Source organism: Sphingopyxis sp. J-6, from assembly GCF_046603995.1.
Lineage (GTDB): Bacteria > Pseudomonadota > Alphaproteobacteria > Sphingomonadales > Sphingomonadaceae > Sphingopyxis.
In genome coordinates this window covers 758,545-778,604 of record NZ_CP145810.1, presented here as the reverse complement: position 1 = coordinate 778,604, position 20,060 = coordinate 758,545, and the positions used below count along the sequence as shown (strand labels likewise).

At 61.6% G+C, this 20,060-nt stretch carries 15 protein-coding genes and 2 pseudogenes; 3 read left to right on the top strand and 14 right to left on the bottom strand.

All coding sequences use genetic code 11. The features are described from left to right. Window positions 1-6: 6 nt before the first annotated feature. From V6U71_RS03880 to V6U71_RS03845, 8 genes and pseudogenes are all read right to left on the bottom strand, one after another. On the bottom strand, window positions 7-1,218 hold the full coding sequence (locus V6U71_RS03880; RefSeq protein WP_105998668.1) for an acyl-CoA dehydrogenase family protein: 1,212 nt from the start codon (window positions 1,216-1,218) through the stop codon (window positions 7-9). Further along, window positions 1,215-1,909: pseudogene (locus V6U71_RS03875) on the bottom strand (NAD(P)H-dependent flavin oxidoreductase). Before V6U71_RS03875 ends, V6U71_RS03880 begins: the two are co-directional and overlap by 4 nt. A gap of 66 nt (window positions 1,910-1,975) precedes the next feature. Beyond that, a complete protein-coding gene (locus V6U71_RS03870) occupies window positions 1,976-2,959 on the bottom strand; it encodes a cytochrome P450 (protein WP_411341040.1) in 984 nt (327 codons plus the stop codon). 350 nt (window positions 2,960-3,309) lie between these two features. After that, window positions 3,310-4,062 carry an enoyl-CoA hydratase/isomerase family protein gene (locus tag V6U71_RS03865; RefSeq protein ID WP_411341039.1) on the bottom strand — a complete coding sequence of 251 codons (753 nt, stop codon included), beginning with the start codon at window positions 4,060-4,062 and terminating at the stop codon, window positions 3,310-3,312. 225 nt (window positions 4,063-4,287) lie between these two features. Next, window positions 4,288-5,325 (bottom strand): alcohol dehydrogenase family protein, encoded by a 1,038-nt coding sequence (locus V6U71_RS03860; protein ID WP_411341038.1) that lies wholly within the window; start codon window positions 5,323-5,325, stop codon window positions 4,288-4,290. A 9-nt stretch (window positions 5,326-5,334) separates the two neighbouring features. Continuing rightward, window positions 5,335-6,558 (bottom strand): annotated as a pseudogene (locus tag V6U71_RS03855) (acyl-CoA dehydrogenase family protein). 25 nt (window positions 6,559-6,583) lie between these two features. Next, complete coding sequence (locus tag V6U71_RS03850) at window positions 6,584-7,321, bottom strand: SDR family NAD(P)-dependent oxidoreductase (protein ID WP_054590045.1); 738 nt, start codon at window positions 7,319-7,321, stop codon at window positions 6,584-6,586. 12 nt (window positions 7,322-7,333) lie between these two features. Continuing rightward, window positions 7,334-8,359, bottom strand: coding sequence for a phosphotransferase family protein (locus V6U71_RS03845; RefSeq protein ID WP_231732605.1), 1,026 nt, complete (start codon window positions 8,357-8,359; stop codon window positions 7,334-7,336). 112 nt (window positions 8,360-8,471) lie between these two features. Here V6U71_RS03845 and V6U71_RS03840 point away from each other — a divergent pair, with 112 nt between their 5' ends. Together V6U71_RS03840 and V6U71_RS03835 are read left to right on the top strand one after the other, a co-directional pair. After that, window positions 8,472-9,320, top strand: coding sequence for an SDR family NAD(P)-dependent oxidoreductase (locus tag V6U71_RS03840; protein WP_411341037.1), 849 nt, complete (start codon window positions 8,472-8,474; stop codon window positions 9,318-9,320). A 209-nt stretch (window positions 9,321-9,529) separates the two neighbouring features. Continuing rightward, on the top strand, window positions 9,530-11,293 hold the full coding sequence (locus V6U71_RS03835; RefSeq protein WP_058537093.1) for an N-acyl-D-amino-acid deacylase family protein: 1,764 nt from the start codon (window positions 9,530-9,532) through the stop codon (window positions 11,291-11,293). A gap of 97 nt (window positions 11,294-11,390) precedes the next feature. Here the strand turns inward: V6U71_RS03835 and V6U71_RS03830 are convergent, their stop codons facing one another. From V6U71_RS03830 to V6U71_RS03810, 5 genes are all read right to left on the bottom strand, one after another. Further along, window positions 11,391-11,852: an Lrp/AsnC family transcriptional regulator gene (locus V6U71_RS03830; protein WP_197411573.1), complete on the bottom strand. Its 462-nt coding sequence runs from the start codon at window positions 11,850-11,852 to the stop codon at window positions 11,391-11,393. Continuing rightward, window positions 11,852-12,319 (bottom strand): Lrp/AsnC family transcriptional regulator, encoded by a 468-nt coding sequence (locus tag V6U71_RS03825; protein ID WP_054586677.1) that lies wholly within the window; start codon window positions 12,317-12,319, stop codon window positions 11,852-11,854. The genes V6U71_RS03830 and V6U71_RS03825 overlap by 1 nt, the downstream gene beginning before the upstream one ends. Window positions 12,320-12,454: 135 nt before the next feature. After that, window positions 12,455-13,534: a phosphotransferase family protein gene (locus tag V6U71_RS03820; RefSeq protein WP_058537095.1), complete on the bottom strand. Its 1,080-nt coding sequence runs from the start codon at window positions 13,532-13,534 to the stop codon at window positions 12,455-12,457. Between the two features lie 8 nt (window positions 13,535-13,542). Further along, on the bottom strand, window positions 13,543-16,152 hold the full coding sequence (locus tag V6U71_RS03815) for a TonB-dependent receptor (RefSeq protein WP_082639778.1): 2,610 nt from the start codon (window positions 16,150-16,152) through the stop codon (window positions 13,543-13,545). A 284-nt stretch (window positions 16,153-16,436) separates the two neighbouring features. After that, window positions 16,437-17,078, bottom strand: coding sequence for a TetR family transcriptional regulator (locus tag V6U71_RS03810; protein WP_158213701.1), 642 nt, complete (start codon window positions 17,076-17,078; stop codon window positions 16,437-16,439). A gap of 452 nt (window positions 17,079-17,530) precedes the next feature. On the opposite strand from V6U71_RS03810, the gene V6U71_RS03805 reads away from it, so the two are divergent. Then, the gene (locus tag V6U71_RS03805; RefSeq protein WP_058801215.1) at window positions 17,531-18,538 is read left to right on the top strand and encodes a DUF7064 domain-containing protein; all 1,008 of its coding nucleotides are present in this window, start codon (window positions 17,531-17,533) and stop codon (window positions 18,536-18,538) included. 122 nt (window positions 18,539-18,660) lie between these two features. On the opposite strand, the gene V6U71_RS03800 is transcribed toward V6U71_RS03805, so the two are convergent. Continuing rightward, entirely contained in the window at window positions 18,661-19,797 is a 1,137-nt protein-coding gene (locus V6U71_RS03800; protein WP_054586672.1) for a phosphotransferase family protein, read from the bottom strand. Window positions 19,798-20,060: the final 263 nt, after the last annotated feature.

The following is a 20,060-nucleotide window of genomic DNA, read 5'->3' as shown; positions in this document are numbered from 1 at the left end:
TCTGCTTCAGGCGCGAAGGGTCTGGAGATTGCGGGAGATGAGGTCCCGCTGGACCTCGTTGCTGCCGGCATAGATGGAAGCGGCCCGGGTATTCAGATAATAGGGCATCGCCACGAGGCTGAAGGGATCGCCCAGGGGTTGAACGCCGGACCCGACCTCAAGGGCTTCCAATTGCAACGGCAGCGCGTCGATCCCGGCAACACGCGTCATCATGATCGACAGCAGCTGCGAGAGTTCCGAACTCATCACCTTGTTGAGCGACGGCATCGCGGGATCGTCGGCGAGGGCGTGGCCGCTTAGCACCAGCTTCTCGACATGCTCGAAGGACGCGACTTCGGCTTCGAGTTCCCCAAGGTCGCGCTGGAATACCGGATCCTCGCTGAGGGGTCCGCCAAAGGACGCCGTTGCATCCCTCGCCGCGGCCCGGATCGCATCGAGTTTGCGCCTGATCGCCGGGCTATGCGCAGCGCCGCCCCGCTCATGCTTGAGCAGCGCCTTGGCGACGCTCCAGCCTTCATTCTCGGCGCCCACGCGGCCCGCCTGGGGGACGCGGACGTTATCGAAAAATACTTCGCATTGCTCGGCCACACCATCGAGGCCGATGATGGGACGGATGTGCATGCCGGGATAGTCGGTCCGGTCGAGGAGGAGAAAGGTAATGCCCTGCTGCTTCTTGCCGTCCCGGTTCGTGCGCACGAGCATGAACATCTTGTTGGCCTTGTGGGCGAGGGTCGTCCATGTCTTCTGGCCGTTGATGATATAATCGTCACCGTCGGCCAGGGCCGAGCATGACAGGGCGGCAAGATCAGAACCGGCACTCGGTTCGGAATAGCCCTGGGTCCAGTAATCCTTGCCCGAAAGGATCCCGGGGAGATGCTGGCGCTTTTGTTCGGGCGTGCCAAGCTCCATGAGCAGGGGGCCGACCATGATCAGGCCGTTGGGCAGGAGCGGCGGCAGATCGCGCTTCCAATGCTCCTCGGAGAAAATATAGCGTTGCTCGAGCGACCAACCGGTCCCGCCATATTCGACGGGCCAGGCCGGGGCGGCCCAGCCGCGCGCATATAGAAGGCGGTGCCATTCCATTGTCGCCTCGAACGGCGCGAAAACGCTTGTGGTCTTCCGCCCCGCCTCGCGGATCGCGTCGGTGGGTGCCGTATCGAGAAACGCGCAGACTTCCTCGCGAAACGCTTCGAGCGATGGATCGAAATCGACGTTCATGACGTGAGCGCTCCAGGCATCATCGCCGCCAGCCGCTTCGTGATGATCGACTCGGCCTCGCCCATGATCCGGTCGATGAGTTCGTGACACGTCGGGATATCATGGATGAGACCCTGAACCATGCCAGCCGTCCATATCCCATGATCGGGATCGCCGCGGTCCAGCCCTTCCTTCCCGCGCGCGCCCTTGCGGCAGCGGCGGGAATCAGGATGAGCCCGGGAATATCATCCTCGCCCGGATGCCCGGCGCATTCGAAGCCATCAATCGAAATGGCATCGACGCCCATGCGTTCGGCGGAGAGGGCGTGCCGGACAGCCGTGCACTTATGGAGCACGATGATGCCATGCGCCTTGAAATCGTCGACATGCTCTTGCGGCTTGTAGCCTGCGGTTTCGACGATCCTGATGCCGCTGTCGATGATCGCCTTGCGATAGTCGGCATAGGGCGGGGGGTTAATCGACGGCAGGATCGTCAAATTGACGCCGAATGGCTTGTCGGTAAGCTCCCGGCATTTCTCGATCTCGGCGCGCAGCGCATCGGGAGACGGCTGGGTGAGCGCGGTGATGATTCCGAGGCCACCGGCATTGGAAACCGCCGCAGCCATCTCCGCGGTTCCCACCCACATCATGCCGCCCTGGACGATCGGATGCTCGATCCCGAGCAAGTCGGTTATGCGTGTTCTGATTCCCATTCCCGTATCCGTCCTGCGAATATGCTGTCGTCTCTCTGCCAACGCCGCCGCGCGTCGACCCGCCGATCAACTCTGAGTGAAGCGGATCGGAAGGCGTTTCGGCCCGCTGACCAGCGTCGCCTGGGTCCAGGCCGGTTCGCCGGCGATTTCGAGCGATTCGATCCGGGGCAGAAGTTCCTCGAACAGGGTCTTCATCTCGAGGCGCGCGAGATGCTGGCCGACACATAGATGGGGCCCGTAACCGAATGCGATCTGCTTGTTTGCCGGGCGGTCGAGCCGGAACTCGAACGGATCGTCGAACACCGCCTCGTCACGGTTTGCCGACATATAGGACAGCATGACCCAGTCCCCGGCCTTATAATGGTGGCCATTCACCTCATGATCCCGGGCAACGGCGCGCATGAAATGCTTCACCGGCGTGACCCAGCGAATCGCTTCATCGACAAGAGCCGGGATCAGGTCGGGATTGGCCTTCACCTCGGCGAGCAGGGCGGGCCGCTCCGCGAGGGCCCAGATCGCACCGGCCGTCGAGGCGGAGGTGGTGTCGTGCCCGGCGGTCGCGACCAGGATGTAAAAGTCGTTGGCAGCGCGCTCGTCGATCGGCTTGCCGTCGATCATGGCGTTCGCGATGATGGTCGCAAGGTCGTCGCGCGGCTCGGCGCGGCGGCTCGCCGTAATATTGGAGAAATAGGCGTGGAAGTCCGCCACGACGGCCCCGAACACCTTTATGGCGGTATCCGGATCGGCCATGGCATCGGCTTTTCGACTGAGTTCCGGATCGCGGGCGCCGAAAAGTTGCTGGGTCAGCATCAGCATGCGCTGTTCGTCCTCTTCGGGAACGCCGAGGATGCTCATGATGACATGCAGCGGATAATGCAGGGCCACATCGGCGACAAAGTCGCATTCGCCGCTGAGCCCCATCATCCGGTCGACATGCGCGCGCGCGATCTCGCGAATGTCGTCCGTGAGCTTCTTGACATTGCCTGGCATGAACCAGGATTGGACCAGCGATCGATAGGCACGATGCTCTGCTCCGTCCATGTTGACCATGTTACGGGTGAGGTGCGGACAGCCGGTCGCATTCTCCACCGCCTTGAGCATCGGACTTCCGATGAGAACCGTCGAAAGATCGCCGTTGCGGAAAATGTCGGGCTGGCGCTCTATGTCCATGATGTCGCCATGTCGGCTCACGAGCCAGAAGGGATCGACACCGGCGGTATCGACAAGCGAAACGGGCTGGTGGCCACGAAGCCAGGCAAGGTCGGCGTGCAGGGTCGCGGGGTCGCCGAACGACGCCGGGTTCACAAGCCGGGCCGCCATTTCGGCTGGCGCGGCCAGGTCTTGGGTTTCATTGCTCATCGTCACTCACTCCCGATCGACCAGCGCTCCAGATGGCGCGGTCATGCTTTGCGTTTTGAAAAGGCCGCGATACGTTCGCCCATGTCGGGTCCGACGCCTGCGCTGTTGCGGACTTCGTGTGCGAGGCCGAGATGCAGCGGGTCATTGTCCGTTTCAGCGAGCAGTCGCTTATAGGCGGCAATGCTGAAAGCCGAATTTTCAGCGATCATCGACGCGATCGCATCGACCCGCTCCAGAAACTCAGTATCCTCGAAGCAGGACGCCGCCAGTCCGATCTCCGCCGCCTCCCGGCCATCGATCGTGCGCGCGGTGAACATCATCTCGCGCGCCTTGGCCTGGCCCACCAGACGGGGCAGCCGCTGGCTCATTCCCCACACAGGCGTGAGCGCCCATTTGGCGTGCGTGTCCGCGAACCGCGCGCTCCGGGCGGCGAGAATGAAATCACTGGCCAGCGCCAACTCGAGCGCGCCGGTGTAACGATGACCGTGCACCGCCGCGATAACCGCCTGGGGCAGATTCGCGAGACGCTCGAGCACCGAAGATTGAAAAGAGACATCATGCGCTGCATCGCCAGACGCGATGTCCTGCAGATCATGCCCCGCAGAAAAACATTTTCCCGCGCCACGCACGATGACGCTGCGAACAGTTTCGGCCTCGCCCGCGAGCCGCGCGACATGATCTTCAAGCCGCCGAAACATGTCGTTGTTGATCGCGTTGAGCCGGTCCTCACGGTTGAGGATGATATGTGCGGTTGGCCCGTCGACCCGCAACTCTACCGACAATCCCGATGCCATGGCGTCCTCTCCGCGAGCGATTCGACAATTAATTAATTGCTCGATTATTAGATACACAAATGCGTTCGCCCGATCAACTGCATAGCTCTGCGGTCAATGCGAACGGTTTTGCCGGCGAAGCGCCGCAAGCAGAGGCGCGCATTTTTTGCCGTGTCGCCCCCCCCCCCCCCTTTCCGCGTGCGGTCAGCAGGGGCGCGCCGGACTCAGATCCAGCCAGTCGCGTCTTCAGGGCTCGAGGATGATCTTCAGGGTTCCCGCCTCCCGGCGGTCGAACATCGCATAGGCTTCGGCGCCGTCTCGCAGCGGCAGCCGATTGGAGACATAGGTTTCCGGCTTGAGACGCCCCGCCTGGACAAGTGGAAAAAGGGTCGGCAATTCTTCGGGGACCGAGCAGGTCCCGACCCGGAATGTGAGCCCTGCCGCGAACGCGCGTTCAAGCGGAAAGGCGAAACGGCGCGATTGCTGCACACCGATTACCGAGACGGTACCGCGCGCCCTTACCAAGCGTAATGCCATATCGACCGTCGCGTCGCTCCCGACCACCTCGACGACGGAATCGAGTTTACGTCCTTTCGTCGCCTCCCGGATCACGGCGACGGCTTCGTCAGGGTGCAGAGCGACGGCGCCCGCCGCTACCGCCAGCGCGCGCCTTTCTGGAACGGGATCGATGGCATATACGATATGGGCGCCCAGCACGAAGGCGGAGTCGACCGTCATGAGGCCGATCGGCGCCAAACCAATTACGGCGACGCTGCTCCCCGGGGCGATATCGGCGCTGCGCGCACCGAACCAGGCGGTCGAAAGGGCGTCTGTCATCAGCAGCGCCTGCTCTTCCGATATCCCTTCCGGGATCAGCACCGCATTGGCGTCCGCGCTGGGGACGCGAACGGCCTCGGCCTGCGAACCTTGAAGCGCGGCGGACAACCCGTAGCAGGCCGCTGCGCCATTCTCGCACCCGATCACATTGCCCGACAGGCAGGGTCGGCAGGCGCCGCAGCCCGCTGCTGCGGGGATCATGACCCGGTCACCGACGCGGAGCCGCGAGACGGCGCGTCCGGTTTCGACCACTTCGCCGACCGCTTCGTGACCGACACAAAAGCCCCGATCCTCGGAAAATCCGTGACCATGATAAATGTGGAGGTCGCTTCCGCAGATCGAGCAGGCGGTGACCCGAACGATGGCGTCGCCCGCCTCGACCGGCATCGGATCGGCCATGCTTTCGTAGCGGATATCCCCTGCCCCGTGATAAAGCAGCGCCTTCATGCCGGCCTCCTACTTCGCCATCGCCGAATATTCGGCGATCTTCTGCTTCCCGAGCTGCGACATGTGCACCTCGTCGGGACCGTCCGCGATGCGCAGATAGCGATTGAGGGTGAAGAAGTAGGCGATCGGGGTGTCGTCGCTTACGCCCATTCCGCCATGAACCTGGATGGCCCGATCCGCGACGGTTTGCGCCATTTGCGGAGCGATCACCTTGATGGCCGCGATCAGATCCTTGGCAACCTTGTTGCCATAGCGGTCCATGGCGTCGGCAGCCTTGAGCGTGAGCAGGCGCGACATCTCGATTTCACAGAAGCTGCGTGCGACGTCCTGGCGGATGCTACTTTGATCGGCGAGCTTCTTTCCAAAAGCGACGCGGCTGTCCGCGCGGCGCGCCATGATCTCGAGCGCGCGCTGCGCCTGGCCGATCGAACGCATGCAGTGGTGAATACGTCCCGGCCCGAGACGCCCTTGCGCGATCTCGAACCCCCGCCCCTCACCAAGAATGAGATTTTCCTTCGGTACGCGTACATTGTCGAAGCGCAGTTCGCACTCGCCGCCCGGCGAGTTCATCGATCCGAAGACGGTCTGGTTGCGCACGACCGTGATCCCTGCCGTATCTCGCGGCACGAGGATCTGCGAATGTTGGGCATGGCGGGGAGCATCGAAGTCGGTCTTTCCCATCACGATGAAGATCGCGCAATCGGGGTGCATCGCATTCGAAATCCACCACTTCCGGCCGTTGATGACATAGTCGTCGCCGTCGGGCTTGATGGACAGCTCAAGATTGGTGGCATCGGATGAGGCGACCTGCGGCTCGGTCATCACATAGGCCGAGCGAATCTCCCCGTCGAGCAGGGGCTGAAGCCACTGCTGCTGCTGATCGGGGGTCCCGAATTTCGCGAGCACTTCCATATTGCCCGTGTCGGGCGCGGAGCAATTGAACACCTGGCTCGACCACGGCGATCGGCCCATCACCTCGGCCAGTGGAGCATATTCAAGATTGCTGAGCCCGGGCGAGAAGCGGCCATATTCGTGTGGGAGGAAGAGGTTCCACAAGCCCTGAGCACGCGCCTCGGCCTTGAGGGCGGGCATTCCAGGCTACTCCTGCCACAGATTCCTCTGGTCGTGGATGAAGTGGTAATACTCTTCCTCATTGGGGTAGATATGCGCATCCATGAACGTTTCGACCCTCTGCAGGAGGTCACGGACCTTTTCGCTATGTTCGAACTGCATGTGTATCTCCTGTCAGAATGGCAAATCAGAGCGTCAGGCCACCATCGACGACCAGCGTGTGGCCGGTGACGTAGGAAGCGAGCGGGGATGCGAGGAATATGGCGGCACCCGCCATATCGGCGGGCGTCCCCATGCGTCGCTGCGCGATCGTGGCGAGCGCGCCGTCGAGACGAGCGGAATTCTGGGTCGTGATCCGTGTCAATTTGGTATCGACGAGCCCCGGAGCGAGACCATTCACCCGAATCCCGTCACCGGCAAAAGCCTGGCCCAGCGTTTTGGTCAGACTGATCGCGGCCGCTTTGGACGCGGCATAAGCCGGGTTTCCGATATTGCCGCGCAAGCCGGACGTCGAGCTCACGATAATAATCGACCCGCCGGACGCCGAAAGCAGTGGCCGGAACTTGCGCGCGCAATGCATCAGGCTGTCGATATTGACCGCCATGACACGATCCCACCCTTCGCGCTCGAACTCCTGGCGCCGATATAATACGGTTCCCTGCGACAAAATGAGGGAGTCCAGCGTGTCGAAGGGAATCTCCGCCGTCTCGATAGCCTCGGGCGTCCCGACATCGACGCAATGATAGCCCAGTCCTTCAAGGTCGGACCCTTCATCGGCGCTGTAGTCGGACGCAGAGGCGCGCGTCCCCCAGATATGAACATTGGCGCCGCGGGCGCGAAACCCTTGGGCTATGCCGTTGCCGATCCCGCTCGATCCGCCGACGACGAGAATATTGCGTCCGCTAAAATCGGTATCGTCGATCATCATCTTTCCTTTTCAACGAATGATGCTGAGGGCGCGCTCGAACAGAGCGAGCGTGTGCGCGTGAAGCCGTTCGCCGGTTTCGCGCGGCGCCTTTCCGGCACAGGCCCGCGCAAAGCTCCCTTCCAGAATGATGCCCAACTTGTAGCAGGCGAGCACGATGTACCAGTCGAGAGCCGCGAGATCCCGGCCGCTTGACGCTGCGTAATGCGCCGCGAGGTCGGCAGGAGATGCAAGATCGGTGAGCTGATTTGCCATGGCGTCCGTGGCGAAGGATGAGCCATCGGTCGGCCATGTCGCGATCAGCCAGCCGAGGTCGAGCAGGGGGTCGCCAATCGTGCTCAATTCCCAATCAACGAGGGCTGCGAGTTCCCCGCTGTCCGGCCGGATCATCACATTTGCAAGATGCGCATCTCCGTGGATGATCCCCGGTTGAAATGAGCTTGGGCGATGGCGATCGAGCCAGGCCGCCACCGCGTCCACCCCCGGGATGGCGCCAGGCCCCGGCCACCCGGCTAGATCGGCATAGCTTTCAAGCTGGCGGCGCCAACGCCCCACCTGGCGTTCCAGGAAATTCTCGGGCTTTCCAAAATCCGCGAGGCCGACCGCCCGATAATCGAGCGCGCCGAGTGCGGCGATCGCCTCGACCACGGCGAGGCCCATGCGGCGGCGCAGCAGCGGCTCGCGAGCGTGCAAGGCGGGGAGCCCGGACATCGGGTTGAAGCCATCGACCGGCTGCATGAGATAGAAAGCAGCGCCAAGGATCGTCTCGTCGCTAGATCCGGCGATGAAGCCAGGGTGAGGAACATCGCTACCGCGCAGTGCCTCGAGGACGCGCATTTCGCGGCGCATCGTCTCATTGGATCCCGCGCGCAGGACCGGCGGCGGCCGGCGGAGAACAAATTCGGACGGCCCGCGATGGAAGCGGAGGAGAATATTCTGGGTTCCGCCAGCCAGAAGCCGGACGCCGGAAATCGAGCCACTTCCAAGGCTCCGGGCTTCCATCCAGCGATCGAGCGAAACAAGATCGACACCCTCCACCGCGCCCTCCGATATTTAATTAATTGCTTGTATAATCGCATTTGACGGCCGCGCATGTCAATGCCAATCCGGAGGCGCGAATGGCGGCGAAGCACGGAAGCGCGCGCGCAATTTGCGCGACGCCGTCGATTGGCTCGATGGCGCTTCTCAGTTTTCGATCATGGAGGTGATGGTGAATTCGATCGAATTGGAGGGCCGCGTTGCGATCGTGACGGGCGCGGGAAGCGGGATAGGCCTTGCCGTGGCAAAGCAATTGCTTGCCGCCGGCGCCGAGGTACTTGCGACCGATATCGATGCCTCTCGCCTTGAGTGGTGCGATGGCACCAAGGGAACGCACGCCTGCAGGCATGACGTGACAAGCGAAGCCGATTGGAAGACGGCGATCGGCTTCGCCGAAAAGCTCGGCCGGCTCGACATTCTCGTGAACAACGCCGGCATCATGCTCGACACGCCTTTTGCGACCGCTCCTCTCGACGATCTGAGAAGGCAATATCGGATCAATGTCGAGGGTCCGTTCATGGGGATGCAGATGGCACTGCCGCTTTTGTCGATGCGTCGTCAGGCGGACGGCACGTCAACCGCCGCCATCGTCAATATCTCATCAATCTATGGGACGGTGGCAGGGGACCGTTATGCCGCTTATAGCGCGAGCAAGGGCGCAATCCGTATGTTGAGCAAGGCTGTCGCGGTCGAACTGGCCGAGCGTGCCGTAAGAGTGAATACGGTGTTGCCGGGTCCGACGGCAACCAGGCTCGGCGCCCATCACGAGAGACCTACCGCCGCGAACGGCGAACCAGCGTCGGTGGAGCAGGTTGTTGCCGCATGGAACAGCAAGATTCCCGTGGGCCGGATGGGCAATGTCGATGACATCGCGCCGTTGGTCGCGTTCTTGGCAAGCGACGGCGCACGCTACATCACGGGTTCCGAGTTCATCGTCGATGGTGGCTACACCGCGGTTTGAGCATCCCGTCGGCGCATCGGCCTGCCCCTTTCGCGCAAAGGGAGGGTCGAAACGCCATCAAGACAGTCCAGACCGGCCATGACATCATTTCCCATTATATTTGACTCAAGTGTGGATCGCATAATATAGATACGCGCATCATTTTTGTCGAATTTGAGAACCAAATGCCGACCATAATGTCGAGCAACACAGAGAGATGGGAGAATGGGATGCCTAAGTTTGACACGCTCATCAAAGGCGGCACGATCGTCGATGGCACGGGCTCGCCGCGGTTCGTGGGCGATATCGGAATCAAGGACGGGATCATAACGGACATTGGCGCCGGGATCAGCGGCGACGCGAGCGATGTCATCGACGGCACCGGGAAGATCGTCGCGCCGGGGGTGATCGACGCCCATACGCATTATGACGCTCAACTGCACTGGGATCCCTATGCCACAAACTCTGGCTGGCATGGCACCACGACAATCGGCGTGGGAAATTGCGGTTTTGGCTTTGCCCCCTGCCATCCGCAGGACCGGGAGCGCTACATGCAGATGATGGAGACCACCGAACAGGTTCCCGTAAATGCGATGCGGACAGCGCTCGGCTGGGACTGGGTCAGCTTCCCCGAATGGATCGAGCATCTCAAGCGGGTGCCCAAGGGGGTCAACGTCGCCAGCTATGTTCCCCTCAATCCGCTCCTAATCTATGTGATGGGCCTCGAAGCAGCGAAAAGCCGTCCGGCAACTGCGGAAGAGCGGGAGCGCATGAAGCAGGAACTGCACGCCGCCATGGACGCGGGCGCAATCGGCTTCGGCTTTTCCTACCAGGGCGAGCATAACACCCACATCGACTGTGACGGCACCCCGATGCCGAGCGACACGATGAGCCGCGAGGACATTCTGGCGCTCGCGGAAGTGCTTCGCGAGCGCGGCGAAGGCTCGATCCAGGCCCTCGTCGATACCCCGGGTGCGCGCTTCGGTGAGATCGCGCTAGAGGTTGCACGGGTGTCGGGCCGGCCCGTCCTTCACAATGTCGTCATCGTCAACGACTTTCTGCCCACTTATCATGAGGAAGTCCTCGCTCTGATCGACAAGGCGCGGGAAGAGGGGCTGGAAATCTTCACCCAGACCCTGACCACGCGCGGCTGGAACGAATTCAAACCGATGGACTGGGATATCTGGAACATCATTCCCGAGTTCCGCGAATTCACCTTCGCGGGCGATCGCGCGGCAAAAGTCGCAAAAGCGGCGGACGAGGATTATCGCACGCGCTTGCGCAACGTGTACAGGCCTGAACTGCTCGCACCGGCCGGCGGACCGCTCGAGCATTATGTCCTGAACGACGCTTGCGGCGTCGCCCCATGGAACCAGTATGAAGGCAAGTCGGTCGGCGAAATCGCGGCCGCCGTTGGCAATCGGCCCACGATCGACGTGTTTATGGATATCGTGGTCGATACCAATGCCGACAGCGATTTCCTCGTGGCCGAAGGCATGAGCTTTGACGACGAGAAAGTCGCACAGGTTCTCAAACATCCGTTCACCATTCCGGGAACCTCGGACGGCGGAGCGCATGTGAAATTCTGGGCTGGCGGTCAATATTCGACGGACGCGATCATCTGGATGGTTCGCGAGACCGGGTTGATGACGCTTGAGGAAATGCACTACAAGCTCAGCGCGGTTCCGGCAGAAGTGCTCGGACTCCACAATCGGGGCACGCTGGCAGCGGGGCAAGCGGCCGATCTTTTCATCTATGACTATGAGGCGCTCGACTATCCGCGGCTCAAATATGAGATCGCCCATGATCTTCCCGATGGCGACTGGCGGCGCGTCTGCAAGCCCCAGGGCATCGAGCGGGTGATGGTGAATGGCGAGACGACCTTCGTCAATGGCACCGAGTGCACTGGTGCGACACCGGGCCGACTGGTCGGGTCGGGCGGCGCCGACATGGATGAGCAGCTGATGCATCCAATGGCGATCGCCGCAGAATGATAATGATTCTCCGGAAGGGGGCGCAGGCCGTCCCCTTCCACTGGGTCGCTAGTGCGGAGCCCGTGAGCCCGAGTCCCGGCACCTCGGCCGGGTGGGGTCAGCGTTTTCTGGAGACCAGGGCGATTTCGAGGTTGTGCTTGGCGACCGAGACGATCTCGACCGTTTCTACCCGGTGTACGCCGGATCGCCGCCGTAAATGCATGTGAATAATATCTGCCACGGCCTGACGACTTTGCGCCGCCACGAGCAGAACGATATTGAAGCGTCCTGTCATCAAGGCAGCAAAACTCACTTCGTCGAAACTGGCCATCGCCTCGACCACGTCGCGCGCCGTTTCGGGAGATGTCTGAACCCGCACCAGAACAGCGGTGGTCATTCCCAACGCGGCTGAATCAGCCACCGCCGTGATCTTCGCAGCGCCCGAATCGGACAGCTTCTTCAGGCGTTTACGGACCGCAGTGTCCGAGATACCCAACAGGCGCGCCGCTTCGCGGTTACTGATGCGCGCATCTTCGGCGAGGAGGCCAATGATACGCTGGTCCAGATCATCGAGGCGCATCATTCGGATCCCAGCTTGCCAAAGCGGGGATCCAGTTTCACGATCTCCAGCGCCGTATTGACCTCGTAGGAGGCGATGCCTTCGATCTTCGCAATCTGCTCGTCGACGATCCGCTGGAGCGCAGCGCCATCGGGCGCATTTATATTGGCGAAGATGTCCGGGCTGCTCATCGCCACCGAAACACTGGTGCATGCATCGAGCTTGGCGAGGTCTTCAGCGACATTTTCGGGCGTGCGGCCTTCAACATTGAGATCGACCAAAGCGAACACCGAATAACCCAGAGCGCGCATATCGCGCTGCATCATGACGCGCAGGATATTGGCATCTTCGAGCGCCCGGATCCGGTTCGCCACAGTAGGTTCGGAAACGCCGAGTGTTTCCCCGATGTCCTTGTTCGTTCTGCTCGGATTTTCCTGAAGCGCGGCAATGATCGCCCGATTGAGATCGTCGAGGATGTCGCTGCTCATGGATATCGCCCGTTTCCAGTTAGCCCGCTCCGGCGGATGCCGGCCGCGTCTCCGTATCGGTTGTCAGCGCAGCACGCCAGCCCGGAAGTTTGCTCGCAATTCCCGGAGCCGAGCACGGACTTGGGCGGCTCCGGCTTAACGGCCCTCCCCAACCGCCCAAATCGCTTCCATACCAGCGAGGAATTCATCGCGCAGACCATCGGGAAAATTGCGCGACATCGACAGTTGGACGACCAGAAGCGGCAGCGTCACCGCCCTGCGGAAAAACTCGAAATGCTCGACCCTGCGACCCGTCACGCTTTCATAATGGGCCACCCAGCTCGCGTCATCGGGAATCCTGGCGGCGACTTCGGGCGCCGACACGGCTCGATAATAGGAATTTGCCATACATTGCATGGCAATGTCGTAAGCCGGAGCAACGATACCCGCGAGTTCCCAGTCGATGATCGCGCGTACCTCGTCGCCTTCGAGCATGTAATTGCCGAGACTTGGATCGCCATGGATCAGCGCCAGGTCATCATGATGAATATCGGGCTGGTTCGCAAACAGCCAGGACCGCAACCGCTCGAGCCGCTCGCGATGCGGCGGCTGCACCCACTTGACGGTTTCCCAATACCAGTTGATATAGCGTTCGAAATGGGTCCGGCCCGCAGCCTGGCGAACGCAGGACGCGACCGCGCTGCTCTGCCAGTCGGCGCCATGCACGCTGCCCAGGGCCCGGAAAATCGATGCGATCCGCCGCTCGCGCACATCGGGCGCCGCGTCGCCGATCAGCCCGGCGCTGAAGGGCGACGCGTGCGCGACATCGCCTTCGACCTTCTCCATGATGAAGCCCGGCAGCCCGAGCACGGCGCCGTCGGGATCGATCCAGCGCGCGCGCGGAACCGCGAGGCCGGCATCCGCCAGACGCGCCTGCAGTTCATATTGCTGCCTGATGCCATAGTCGAAGAATATGCGGCCCTCGTTGCGGAGCGGTGCATAGCGCAGCACGAGCGGCTCGACCTTGCCCTCCAATATTGCATCGAACACGACAACACCGCTCGACGCGCCCGCATTGGCGCCGCCACCGCGAACATTGGCGATTTCCACCGGCCCCGCGATGTCCGGCTGCTGTGCCAGGAAGCGGGCAATGTCCGCCGGGTCTATGTCGGTAAAGTCCGGCTTGGTCGCCCGCATCACGCTCGCGATAACGTCCGGTTTCGGTGTCTCCGCCATCGCGCGCCTCAGTTCGCGCCGAGCTTCATCGACAGGCGGATGCCATAGGTCCGTGGCGGCGAGAATTGTCCGGACACATAGGCCCCCGTTGCCGCTGCGACGCGGCTGTAGGCATAAAGCTTGTTCGTGATATTCTCGGCGAACAATTGCGCCTGGAACCGATCGCCCGGCGACGACCAGCTCAGGCGGGCATTCAAGATCCAATATGGCGCTTCGCGGGTTTGCGATTGGAAGGGCGCCTTCCCATTGAACACATCATGGAAGATTTGGCTGGTGTAGGCCGCTTCGCCCCGGAGGGTGAAGGCGCCGGCGTTCGCGGTCTCTATCCGCTGCTGCGCTCCGAAGTTGAGCTTCCATTCGGGGGCCCGGATAAGGCGGTTCCCTTTGATGTCGAGCGTCGCAAGGCCGAGCGGGTCCTGGAGAAGCTGGCTGCCATATTCGCTGTGGATCCACGAACCGGACCCATCGAGCGAGAATCCGGCAAGGCCGCGCGGCGCGAGCATATACTCGGCCTCGATGCCGTAAAGCGTCGCATCGGCGGCATTCCTGATCGTCGAGGAATTGTTGAGATAGGTCGTGAACTGGATGTCGCTGAAATCATAATAGAAGCCCGCCAAATTGACGCGCAGCTGATTGTCGGCGAGCGTCGACTTGAGCCCGGCTTCGTAGGACCAGAGGATTTCGGGGTTGAAACTCCCCGTGCATTCCGCCGGATTGAACCCCCCGGCCTTGTAGCCCCGCGACACCTTTCCGTAGAGCATCGCGCGATCCGAGAGGTCGAAATCCACCCCGGCCGTTCCGGTCCACGCGGTCCAGCTCTTCTTCGACTGGGTTTCGCACAAGGCCGCAGTCGGTACGAAGTTGGAGTGGAGCCGCCGGAAGACGTCCTTTTCATCGCGCGTGTAGCGAAGGCCCGCGGTCACCCGCAACCGATCCGCGATCCGGTAGGTGACTTGACCGAAGCCCGCCAGCGAGGAGCTTTTCTGCTCGGCACCGAAGCCCAGAAAGGCGACGGGCGTCGGTTGCCCGCCATAAAGGGTATTGCCGAGCAGCGGATCGGACCCGAGGAGGAGGAGATTGGGGATGAGAGGCTGCGACAGGTCGAAGACCGGTGGCGGTGCCGCGGTGCCCAGGCTGGCGGAGGCAATGATGAGATCGCCGAGCGAGGGCAGATAGATGTCCGCTTTCAGACTTGCGCGATCGTGCAGGTAAAAGACTCCTGCGAGCCAGTCCAGCCGGTCGTCGAACGCCTTCCCCGAGATATTCACTTCCTGCGTGAACTGCTTCGAGGTTTGCTGGATCGGATCCTCGTAGAGAATGGCCGCACTGCTGCCGTCATTGTCGGTCTGGATGAACAATTTGCTGAACCGATAAGCCGTGATCGACTTCAGCGATACATTCCCGATGTCCCAGTCGAGTGTCGCACTGGCCCCGCGAAGATTGACTTCGGTCCGCGACGGAAAGTCATTGGCAATGCGGGTCGATTTGGTGGGATCGCCTCCGCGCAGCCCGGGCTCCGAGAGGCCAAACAGGTCGGAGATGCTTCGATTCCCCAGCAGCGCGAGGTCCGAGGGCGACAGGAGGCCGGGAATTCCGGCGAGCGCGGTTCCCGGAAGGGAGAAAATTCCGGTCGGCGTTTCGGGTGAGATGCTCGACGGCGTCGGGAGCGCATCGATGAACTGCTGTACCGCGGACGTAACCTGCCGTGACATGTCGCCGCGCAAGGTCAGCTTGATGTCGCTCGACGGCTCGATAAGCAGCGCAGCCTGGCCGCTCAGATGGTCGTTGGCATCGTACCGCTTGCCGTCGAAGACATTGAAGCGGTAGCCGTCTCTCCGGTCATATTTCACCGAGACCCGTGCTGCCACCTTGTCCGGCACGATCGCACCGGTTGCCCCGGCTTCCACCGCGACGCGATCGTAATTTCCATAAGTGAAGGCAAGATTGGCAGCCGTGTCGTAGGACGGCGGCTTGGTGATGTAATTGATCGTCCCGCCGGTCGAATTGCGACCGTACAGGGTACCTTGCGGGCCACGCAGAACTTCGATGCGCTCGAGGTCGAAGCTGGGGACGCTCTGGGCAAAGAGCTGACCCATGTAGACGCCGTCCTGGAACGTCGCGACCGTCGGCTCGCCGGCCGTAACCGTCAGGTCGGAGCCGATGCCGCGCATCGAAAGTTGCGAGTAGCCGGTAAGCTGGGCGAACACCAGCGACGGAACATTGTACTGCAACTGCTGAACGCCGTTGATCTGCTGCTGCTCCAGCGTCTCGGATGTGAAGGCGCTGACCGCAACGGGCGTGCGCTGGAGCGACTCGCTTCGCTTCTGGGCCGTGACGATGATTTCGCCCAGCTGCGACGGTTCGTCGGCCGCAGGCGCTTCGGGCGCCGTTTGGGCCCGCGCTGCCCCAGCCCATGCCAACACGCCGATCGACGCACAAAGTGCCAGTGCCTTGCTCCGCATTCCAATTCCCTCCAGGAAGCCGTCTCGCGGCTCGCCGTCGGCAGCGCTGCTGCCGCGTCGATGGAGCCTGAGACGCGATGATGAGGGGATGAGGCCATCCGCGATAGCGCGCGCCGATCGATGCATCTGCCCATCCGGTCTCTTGCCGTAGCGCATTGTCAGCCTCCTCCCATTGACCGCCGGAGATTGCCTCCGTGCATTCGCGACCCCGAAGGTTCGCGAGCTTCATAGTGGTGGCATCATTAGGATTAATGTCAACGCAAAATATATATACGACCGTCCATATAGTTATAATTCGACCTTAGAGCGCCATCAGGGGTTGGGGCAAGCTTCTCCCGCGGCGCGTTCCTGCGCCTTGCTGTTCCGGGAATGGCAAAAGGAGACGTACGGCACGGCCGACGCCTTCGATATCGATCGGGCCAGTGCTGACCGGCAGTCGGCTAAGTTGCGGGACGCAGGCTCTTCACCACGGCGTTGGCGAGATAATTCGAATATCCTTGCTTCATGGGCTCGTCGATCGCGCCGATGCCGAAGATATGCTGCATTTGATAACGGCCATGGAAGAATTGATCGCAGGCACCGACGATGTGAAAATAAAGATGAAGCGGATCGACCTTTGCGAAAACTCCCGAGGCCTGCCCTTCGGCGAGGATGTTCCGGAGAATCGTTGCCGCCCGCTTGCTGAACTCCTCCGCGATCAGCGGACCGTAGGTTTCGGGCTCTTCGGTGACGAGTTGGTGGGTCAGCGGGTTGATGAACGGGTAAGTGAAATAGCTGTCGATCATCCCGCGAACGAAGCCCGACAGCTTCTCTTCAGGCGACAATTGTCGCTGCGAGAAGGCATCGAGCTTTGATATGTCGCCGCCCAGAACCGAGCGAAGCAACTCCATCATCAGCCCCGCCTTGTTGCCGAAATAGTAGCTGATCAGAGCAGAATTGAGATCGGCCCGCCGTGCAATATCGGCGAGCGAAACATCAATTGATCCTCGCTCAACCATGAGATTGGCCGTTGCCTCAACCAGCCGATCGCGCGGCGGGGTTTCCGGCTCGGCTGTCTTGGCCCGTCGGCCTCTTGGTTTCATCGCAGGCGCCCTCATCGATCTCCCCAGCGCTTCCTGAATTCGGGTCCTGTCGTGCCGACAGGACTCAAGCATACCAGCCGCACCGGCTTTAACAATGGCATAGCGACCGCCTGGGCCGCGCGGCGATGCCAGTATTGCACTTGGAGACCGCGGCGCAGTCTCGCAGGTAGACCAGGCTCGAAAATGGCTTGAGGCGATAAAAACATCTCATGCTCTGTATCAGCGGTTCCCCGAGCCGCTCCGTCCTCGCTTTGCGCCACATCGCAAGATTGCCCACCTGGAGCCCTTGGCGCGCGGAATGACCGCACCGCCGAGATGCAAACTTGTCATCATTTAATTAATCGAGTAATTCTAGGCTCGGACCGCGGCCGGCTCGATCCTGCGAAGATCGGGTTTTGATCCCGAATCCTGAGGCCTCGAGATGTTGAAGGTCAAAAATAGTGGAGAGACCGATGAGCCTGTATTCTGCGATTGATTTGCCCCATCACCCTGGAAATCATCCGTTCTGGCAGGAATCCTGGGTATTGGTGTTTCGTGATCCGGACACTGGCCTCGTCGGCTTCCTGCGCACGGGATCCTATGTGAATCAGAAGACCACGCAGACGCATTGGGGGATGGCATTCCCCGACGGAACCCGCTTCCGTCGCCACCTGCTCGACCGTCCTCTGGAGGCAGGCGATCGAACCGATGTCATGGCCAGTTCCGGAACGATGCGATTCACGATTCCCGATATGGAATATTGTCGCTTCGAGGCGTTCGACGACGATGCGGAAGCGGACCTGCGCATCTATGATTGGTATCCTTCGCAGGAATGGGAGGTGGTCGGAGGACCGGGTCATGGAACATTGACTTCGGGAGGCGACGATCATGGCCACCCGGAAAGCGCCGGCCGGGTGGAAGGCCGCGTCCGGATCGGCGACCGGGTGGTCACGATCGAGAATGGCATCGGCTACCGCGATCATGGCTACGGACCGCGCCCGCTACCGATGTTTCGCTCGGCGCGCTGGCATGCCGGCACGGTGGGCGAGAAGCTGAGCTACTCGCTGCTCACGATGCAGGCCGAGGATGGCGCCTTCGCCAAGATGGGCTATGTGATGCTCGATGGAAAGCGCGAGCCTATCCGGGATTTCCATACCGTCAATTGCACGCTGGGCGACGGCCTCTCGTCGATCGGCGGCTGGACTGTGGCGCAGCTCGAGAACGGCCAGACCCTTCGTATCGACGTCGAAGCTGTCGATGGCGTCGTGACTTCCACAGACCTCAACAATGGCGGTCCGAACTCTTCTCCGGCAGGGATCGAAGTTCTGTCTATCCCCAGGTGGCAAGGCCTGGAGGGCGTGTGCGATTTCAACATGATCGATAATGCCCATCGCGGCAATCAGGCGGTGTCGCACCTCTTTCTCGCCAACACGAACGACGGAATTTCCCAGCGGGGATTTGACCCCTCCTGGCTCCGCTAAAAAAGGCAGGCGACCGCATATGTAACTGCTGCGGTCGCCGCAGCCGCAAGGACTCGCGATCTCGCGAGCGTCGCAGTGCGGAGAGGACGCTCGGGGTCGAGCGAACAAGTGGACCCTAAATTTCAGTCGATCGTGCCCGACGGCGGCAGCAAAATCTCCAGTCCGACCCTGGCGGCCAAATCCGCGGCGATCTTCGGCCCGCGTTCGATGACTGGCAACAACTGGCGCAATATGGGCTCCGGGAAATGCCGGAACGTCAGCACGTTGATGACCGCCAGCCGATAGGCCGTAAACAGCTCGAAATAGGGCATGTTGCGAAGCTTGCGCCCCGACAGTCGCTCATATTCTGCAATCCGCTGCTGATAACTCAGCGTCCCTTCCAGAGCCGGGACATCATTCTGGATGATCTGGTCGCCCATATGCGTGAAACAGACATCGCATTCGGGCGTCCCGAGAAAGCTCATCTCCCAATCGACCACGGCCGACACCGCAGTCCCGAGATAGAGATAATTGCCGAAGTTCGCGTCGCCATGACACAGGACCGTATCAATGTCGGCCGGCTCATTTGCGACGAGCCAATCCCGGAGCGGTCGCAGCGCTTCGAGATAGGGCTTGCAGTCGGCATATTCGAGCGAATCCCAATACCAATTTACCTCGCGCTCGATCGGACGCGCACCCGCCGCGCGCTTTTCCAGCCATTCGAGCCCGAGCGCCCGCCAGTCCAGCGCATGCACGCGCGCGAGCGCTTCGAGATAGCCCAGTTGCATCTCGCGCCGCGCTGCCGGCTCAGCGTCGGCGATGATGCCCGAAGTCATCCAGGTCATCGGCGCGCTCGCCCCCTCGACCATTCCCATCACATAGCCCGGGCGACCGAGAAGGTTGCCGTCCGGATCGAGCCAGATCTGTGGCGGAACCGGCACATCGGTGGCTTCAAGCGCGCGCTGCAGGTTGAACTGCGCGGTGACGTCATAGGCGTGGAACAGGCCGCGCGTCGGCATGAAACGCAAGACGAGACCCGACGAGCGCGGCTCGCCGTCTTCGGTCCAGCTTGCCTCGAACAGAAGAGTTCCGTTCGAACCACCCGCAGCTGTGCCGACTTCGCGCACGTTGGCGACTCGGACGTCCGAGACTCCCGCCTGCGCGCCGATAAACTGCATGAGCCGGTCGCCCCATTGATCGGGAGTGGTTTCGGCGAACCGCGCACCACGCTGATGCTTGACGATAGCTGCGCCAATCTGATCGACATCGAGTTCCGACATGACTCTCCCGTTTCTGTTCTGCCGCGCGGCCGGCTCTCGACCGCAGGTTGGCGCCCATCGCCCAGGCGGGATCCTCGGGCGATCATCCGCGGTGCTCGAACGATTGTGCCATGTTTCGTGACCGCAGACGACGCTCCCGCAACGAGGGCGAAGCACCATCGGGCCGATTGAGCAGCGAAAGTCAACGGATAATTAATTGAATACCTAAAAAATTCGTGGCGCGTGCCCGCTGCCCGCTCCTCCGCCGCAACGCACCGTTAAAC

Excerpts from the sequence above, each read along its gene's own strand:
- V6U71_RS03880 (WP_105998668.1), bottom strand. The coding sequence starts at position 1,218 with ATGAACGTCGATTTCGATCCATCGCTCGAAGCGTTTCGCGAGGAAGTC.
- V6U71_RS03870 (WP_411341040.1), bottom strand. The coding sequence starts at position 2,959 with ATGGTCAACATGGACGGAGCAGAGCATCGTGCCTATCGATCGCTGGTC.
- V6U71_RS03865 (WP_411341039.1), bottom strand. The coding sequence starts at position 4,062 with ATGGCATCGGGATTGTCGGTAGAGTTGCGGGTCGACGGGCCAACCGCA.
- V6U71_RS03860 (WP_411341038.1), bottom strand. The coding sequence starts at position 5,325 with ATGAAGGCGCTGCTTTATCACGGGGCAGGGGATATCCGCTACGAAAGC.
- V6U71_RS03850 (WP_054590045.1), bottom strand. The coding sequence starts at position 7,321 with ATGATCGACGATACCGATTTTAGCGGACGCAATATTCTCGTCGTCGGC.
- V6U71_RS03835 (WP_058537093.1), top strand. The coding sequence starts at position 9,530 with ATGCCTAAGTTTGACACGCTCATCAAAGGCGGCACGATCGTCGATGGC.
- V6U71_RS03830 (WP_197411573.1), bottom strand. The coding sequence starts at position 11,852 with ATGCGCCTCGATGATCTGGACCAGCGTATCATTGGCCTCCTCGCCGAA.
- V6U71_RS03825 (WP_054586677.1), bottom strand. The coding sequence starts at position 12,319 with ATGAGCAGCGACATCCTCGACGATCTCAATCGGGCGATCATTGCCGCG.
- V6U71_RS03820 (WP_058537095.1), bottom strand. The coding sequence starts at position 13,534 with ATGGCGGAGACACCGAAACCGGACGTTATCGCGAGCGTGATGCGGGCG.
- V6U71_RS03815 (WP_082639778.1), bottom strand. The coding sequence starts at position 16,152 with ATGCGCTACGGCAAGAGACCGGATGGGCAGATGCATCGATCGGCGCGC.
- V6U71_RS03810 (WP_158213701.1), bottom strand. The coding sequence starts at position 17,078 with ATGAAACCAAGAGGCCGACGGGCCAAGACAGCCGAGCCGGAAACCCCG.
- V6U71_RS03805 (WP_058801215.1), top strand. The coding sequence starts at position 17,531 with ATGAGCCTGTATTCTGCGATTGATTTGCCCCATCACCCTGGAAATCAT.
- V6U71_RS03800 (WP_054586672.1), bottom strand. The coding sequence starts at position 19,797 with ATGTCGGAACTCGATGTCGATCAGATTGGCGCAGCTATCGTCAAGCAT.